Annotated in this window: 4 protein-coding genes; 1 reads left to right on the top strand and 3 read right to left on the bottom strand. The window is 68.3% G+C overall.

What is annotated here, in order from left to right; genetic code table 11:
* The 3 genes from RMN86_RS05580 to RMN86_RS05570 form a co-directional block, all read right to left on the bottom strand.
* Positions 1-821 (bottom strand): homoserine dehydrogenase (locus RMN86_RS05580; protein ID WP_309604844.1); only part of this gene is annotated, 821 nt, incomplete at its 3' end.
* Complete coding sequence (locus tag RMN86_RS05575) at positions 818-2,038, bottom strand: LL-diaminopimelate aminotransferase (protein WP_309604843.1); 1,221 nt, start codon at positions 2,036-2,038, stop codon at positions 818-820. The genes RMN86_RS05575 and RMN86_RS05580, both read right to left, overlap by 4 nt.
* Positions 2,039-2,163: 125 nt before the next feature.
* Entirely contained in the window at positions 2,164-2,634 is a 471-nt protein-coding gene (locus RMN86_RS05570; RefSeq protein WP_309604842.1) for a hypothetical protein, read from the bottom strand.
* 322 nt (positions 2,635-2,956) lie between these two features.
* On the opposite strand from RMN86_RS05570, the gene RMN86_RS05565 reads away from it, so the two are divergent.
* Positions 2,957-4,320, top strand: a 1,364-nt coding sequence (locus RMN86_RS05565) for an alpha/beta fold hydrolase (protein ID WP_405041322.1), incomplete at its 3' end; no start/stop codon positions are given.

The following is a 4,320-nucleotide window of genomic DNA, read 5'->3' as shown; positions in this document are numbered from 1 at the left end:
TGGGCCAGCGGCGCCAGCGTGGGATGTACGCGCACCAGCACGCCCTCCGCAGAGCGGTCAGCCGACGCCACCAGCTTGATCCGATAGCCCAGGTCCCGGGCCAGCTGGATGTCCAGCAGTTCGACGCTTTCGATCCCCTCGATCTCGGCGGCGGCGTAGTTGGGGGCGCAACCGAACGCCAGCGCCGCCAGGATGGTGATCTTGTGGGCCGCATCGAAGCCGCCCACGTCCATGGTCGGGTCGGCCTCGGCGTAGCCCAGCCTCTGGGCCTCGGCCAGCACCTCGGCGAACGCGCGGCCCGTGGCCTCCATCTCGGTCAGGATATAGTTGCAGGTGCCGTTGAGGATGCCGGCGATCGAGCGGATCTCGTCGCCGACCAGGGATTCGCGGACGATCTTCACCGCCGGCACCCCGCCCATGACCGCGGCCTCGAACAGCAGGGGAACGCCCCGCGCTTCGGCCAGCGCCGCCAGTTCAGCCCCGTGTTCCGCGATCAGCGCCTTGTTGGCCGTGACCACCGGCTTACCGGCCTTGAGCGCGGCTTCCACCGCGGCCTTGGCCGGGCTGTCCGAGCCGCCGATCAGCTCGACGAAGATGTCGGTTTCCGCCGATGTCGCCAGCGCCACCGGATCGTCGAACCAGGGCAGGCTGGAGATGTCGAACGGCCGCGGCCGCGAGCGCGAGCGCGCCGAGACGCCGGTCACCACCGCCCGCCCGCCCGCCGGGGCGAACGCCGGGCTGTCGGCCAGGAACGTGAGCAGCCCGGCGCCGACGGTGCCAAGGCCCGCGACGCCGACGCGCCAGGTCTTTGCGTGGCTCATTGCACCGCCAATGCGTTGTGGTGCCGCGCCAGGATCTCGTCGGCATTGCTGAGGAACTTCTTCACATTGCGGGCGGCCTGGCGGATGCGGTGCTCGTTCTCGACCAGGCCGACGCGCACAAAGCCCTCGCCATATTCGCCAAAGCCGACGCCGGGCGCCACGGCGACGCCGGCCTCCTCAATCAGCAGTTTCGAAAACAGCAGCGACCCGGCCTCCTTGAACGGGTCGGGCACCGGCGCCCAGGCGAACATCGAGGCCTGGGGCGACGGGATGTCCCAGCCGGCCCGCTTCATGGTCGACACCAGCACGTCGCGGCGGGCCTTGTAGATCGCCCGGATCTCGTCGACGCAGTCCTGAGGACCGTTGAGCGCGGCGGCCGCCGCCACCTGGATCGGGGTGTAGGCGCCATAGTCGAGGTAGGACTTCACCCGCGCCAGCGCCGCGCAGATCCGTTCGTTGCCGACCACCATGCCCACTCGCCAACCGGCCATGGCGTAGGTCTTGGAGAGCGAATTGACCTCGACGGCGATCTCCTTGGCGCCCTCGACCTGCAGCACCGAGGGCGGCGGGTTGTTGTCGAAATAGATCTCCGAATAGGCGATGTCGGAAATCACCAGCATGTCGTGCTTGCGGGCCAGCGCGATGGCGTCGCGGTAGAAATCCAGGTCGACGCACTGGGCCGTCGGGTTTGACGGATAGCTGAGGATCAGCACGGTGGGCGGTGGGGCCGAGTGTTTCACCGCCCGGCTGACGCCTGACAGATACTCCTGCGGCGATCCCGCCGGAACGTGGCGGATCACGCCGCCGGCCATGATGAAGCCATAGGCATGGATCGGATAGGCCGGGTTGGGGCAGACGATGACGTCGCCCGGCGCGGTCAGCGCCTGGGCGAGGTTGGCGAACCCCTCCTTCGACCCCAGCGTGGCGATCACCTCGGTGTCGGGGTTCAGCTTCACGCCGAAGCGCCGGTCGTAATAGCCGGCCATGGCCCTACGCAGGCCGACGATCCCCTTGGAGGCGGAATAGCGCCCGGCCTTGGGGTCGCGGGCGGTCTCGATCAGCTTGTCGACGATGTGCTTGGGCGTCGGCATGTCGGGATTGCCCATGCCGAAGTCGATGATGTCGACGCCCTCGGCGCGCAGGCGCGCCTTGATGCGGTTGACCTCCTCCCGGACGTAGGGCGGGAGGCGTCGGATGCGGTGGAAATCGGGGGTCATGTGAGGGATCTTGCGCCGCGAGGGGCCCGAGTGCGGCTGTCTTCGAAGGTGGAGGCGGGCATCGATCGTCTCCGGGCGGGAGCCAACCAAGCCATGGTTCGATGAATTTTCAGCCTCCGCGGGCCCTATCTCTTGGGCGACGGAGGCGGTGTCGCTCGCCGTCGAAGCTCCTTGGCGAACGCCTCGGTGTCGGCTGCCTGGCCGGGAACGGCGTCCGGCCCCGCGGCCGCCCGGATCTCGGCGGCGAAGGCGTCGGTGTTCCGCAGCGTCCAGCTGTCATCGGCCGTGTCGCGGACCAGTTCGGCCGCCGCAGCGTCGATCCCGGCCGCCTGGACGCCGTACTGGCGATGCGGCCGCAGGTCCTTGGGGACCGCCGGAATCGAGGCGAACGTCGGATAGGCCGCGTCCGGGCGCACGCTCCTGGCCACTTCCGACGCCACCGGCGAGCGTGGATCGACCCTGGCGTCGGCGAACGGATTGCCGACGCAGCCGCTCAGCAACGGGCCCAGCACCAGGCCCAGCACCGGGCCCAGCACCAGGCAACGACCGCCCGCCGCCACCCGCCGCAAGGCCAGGCCGCGAGGCTCATCGTTCACAAAAGGGCTCGACCGCGTGCGCATTTTCCGGTCCGGTCTTATGCGATGATGGCGACAGGCGAAAGAGCGCGCGCGCGTTCACCGCCGGGAGGAAACTGAGATGAGCGAGCCAACCTCGCCGACGAAGGCTGGTCAGGGCAAGGCCGCAAAGGGCAAATCCGGGAAGGGCAAGGCAAAGGCCAGGTCCACCGTGCAGGTCTCCCCGAAGGCTGCCGCCAAGGCCAGGGCCGAGCCGGAGCCGGCGCGCGCGGCCTCAGGACCGCCGCCCCTGGACGTCGCCGCCTTGACCGGTGACCAGCGGGCCCAGGTCGAGAAGCTGTCGATGAACCTCGCCCGCGCCGCGCTCACCGCCCAGGGCGCGATCGCCGAGATGGCGCTGCGTCAGGCCGATCGGCCCGCCGCCCTGTCGCCCGATCCGTTCCATGTGGCCCCGGCGCTGACCGAGGTGATGGGCCGGCTGGCCGGCCAGCCCGATCGGCTGATGCGCGCCCAGGGCGACCTCTTCGCCCGCTACCTGGACCTGTGGCAGTCGGCCGCCCGGCGCATGGGCGGCGAAGCGCCCGACCCGGTGGCCAGTCCAGCCCGTGGCGACAAGCGATTCGCCGATCCCGACTGGGCCGAGAACCCGGTGTTCGACGTCATCAAGCAGTCCTACCTGCTCACCGCCAACTGGATGAACGGGCTGGTGGCCGACGTCGACGGCGTCGACCCGATGGTCAAGCGCCGGGTCGAGTTCTTCATGAAGATGCTCACCGACGCCTTCTCGCCGTCGAACTTCCTGGCCTCCAATCCCGCCGCCCTGCGCGAGGTCATGGCCACCGGCGGCGAGAGCCTGGTGCGCGGCATGGAGAACTTCGCCGCCGACCTTGATCGCGGCGGCGGGCAGCTGTCGATCGCCCAGACCGACTATGAGATGTTCAAGATCGGCGAGAACGTCGCCACCGCCCCCGGCAAGGTGGTGTTCCGCAACGAAATCATCGAGCTGCTGCAGTTTTCTCCGACGACGGACAGCGTCTGCGAGATCCCGCTGCTGATCTTCCCGCCCTGGATCAACAAGTTCTACATCCTCGATCTGCGGCCCGAGAACTCGATGATCCGCTGGCTTTCTGCGCAAGGCATCACCGTGTTCGTGGCCTCCTGGGTGAACCCGGACGCGACGCTCTCGACCCGCACCTTCGAGGACTACATGCGCGAGGGCATCTATGCCGCCACGGAGGCGGTGATGACCCAGTGCGGGGTCGAGCAGGTCAACACCGTCGGCTACTGCATCGGCGGCACCCTGCTCTCCTCGACGCTGGCCCACATGGCCGCCAAGAACGACACCCGGATCGCCTCAGCGACCTTCTTCGCCGCCCAGCAGGATTTTTCCGAAGCCGGCGACCTTTTGCTGTTCACCAACGAGGACTGGCTGAGCGACCTGGAAAAGAAGATGGACGAGGGCGGCGGGGTGCTGTCGGGCCAGACCATGGCCGACACCTTCAATGCGCTCAGGGCCAACGACCTGATCTGGTCGTTCTTCGTCAACAACTACCTGCTGGGCAAGGAGCCCAAACCCTTCGACCTGTTGTTCTGGAACTCCGACCAGACCCGGATGCCCAAGACCCTGCACATGGACTATCTGCGCCGCTTCTACGGCGACAACGCCCTGGCCAAGGGCGAGTACGTGCTGGACAACGTGCGCCTCGA

The organism is Phenylobacterium sp., assembly GCF_031360265.1.
GTDB lineage: Bacteria > Pseudomonadota > Alphaproteobacteria > Caulobacterales > Caulobacteraceae > Phenylobacterium.
This window is presented reverse-complemented; position numbering and strand designations above follow the sequence as displayed.

What these genes read in the sequence shown, in the direction of transcription:
- RMN86_RS05575 (WP_309604843.1), bottom strand. Translation starts at nt 2,038, where the DNA reads ATGACCCCCGATTTCCACCGCATCCGACGCCTCCCGCCCTACGTCCGG.